Annotated in this window: 1 protein-coding gene and 1 pseudogene; both read right to left on the minus strand. The window is 43.5% G+C overall.

From position 1 onward, the window contains the following. Positions 1 to 343, minus strand: a pseudogene (locus A3739_RS25900) (tRNA uridine-5-carboxymethylaminomethyl(34) synthesis GTPase MnmE); the annotation flags it as partial. 3 nt (positions 344 to 346) lie between these two features. Further along, the coding region (gene yidC, locus A3739_RS25905; protein WP_082878622.1) for a membrane protein insertase YidC at positions 347 to 1,360 on the minus strand (1,014 nt) is incomplete at its 5' end.

Consider the following 1,360-nt stretch of genomic DNA (forward strand, 5'->3'; position numbering starts at 1 on the left):
GCTGAGTAAATTCTCCAGGCTCTGCTAGTCGAGCTCCATGAGCCAAACAAGTATTAAGCAGCATATCCAAAACAACTGGACCACCATGTGCTTGTAACTCAAACACATCCTCTCCAGTAAACGAATGAGGAGCTTTAAAATACAGGCCTATGCCTTGATCAATAGCTTGCCCATTTTCATCAAAGAAAGTGCTGTAAAGCGCTTGGCGTGGAGTCGGAGATTGTCGAAGAAAAGATTGCGCGATTGAAACCGCCTTTTCTCCTGATATACGAACTATGCCAACACCACCACGGCCCGTTGCCGTGGCAATCGCCGCGATGGTGTCAGAATGATAGTCCGTCATACCCTAAGCTTTTGCACCATTCTCAATCTGGCGTGTGATGTACCACTGCTGTGCTATCGATAAAATGTTGTTTACTAACCAGTAAAGAACCAGTCCAGAAGGGAACCATAAGAAGAATACAGTCATCATCACAGGCATTATCTTCATAATTTTCGCCTGCATTGGATCAGGGGGGGTCGGATTCAACTGCATTTGAATGAACATACTAATGCCCATCAAAATAGGTAACACGAAGAAAGGATCTTGAACTGATAAATCTTCAATCCATAAGAAGAATGGCGCATGACGTAGCTGCACACTCTCCATCAACACCCAATATAGAGCGATAAACACCGGCATTTGAACCAAGATTGGTAAACAGCCTCCCAGCGGATTAATACTTTCTTTACGGTAAAGATCCATCATCGCCTGAGACATTTTCTGGCGATCATCACCATATTGCTCTTTCAGCTGCTGTAATTTCGGCGCAACACGACGCATGTTGGCCATCGAGCGATAACTCGCAGCAGATAATTTAAAGAATAAGACTTTGACGACGACAGTTACCAAGATAATTGCAACACCCCAGTTCATGACGAGGCCATGCAAGAAATCTAGCAATAAAAACAAAGGATAAGCTACAAAGAATAACCAGCCATAATCTACGGTTAAGTCTAAATTCTTCGCTGTTGCTTCAAGCCGATCGATAATCTTAGGGCCAAGATATAGTTGCCCACCGACACTTGCTTTCTCGCCAGGTGCTACAACAGTCGCAGGACTGATATAACCCATCAAGTAACGACCATTTTTGACACGTGTTTGATACGTTTGAACGACTTCAGAATCGGGAATCCATGCTGAAATAAAGTAGTGCTGAATAAATGCAATCCAACCACCTTGAATCTGTTGATTCACTGGCGACTCGAGCATGTCTTCGAAATCAATTTTTTCATAAGGTTCTTCAGCGCTAGACAGAACCATACCGAGATATGACTGCATACCTAGGCTATTTTGTTGTGATGGATCTACGGTTCTATC

It is taken from the genome of Oleiphilus sp. HI0067 (genome assembly GCF_001635735.1).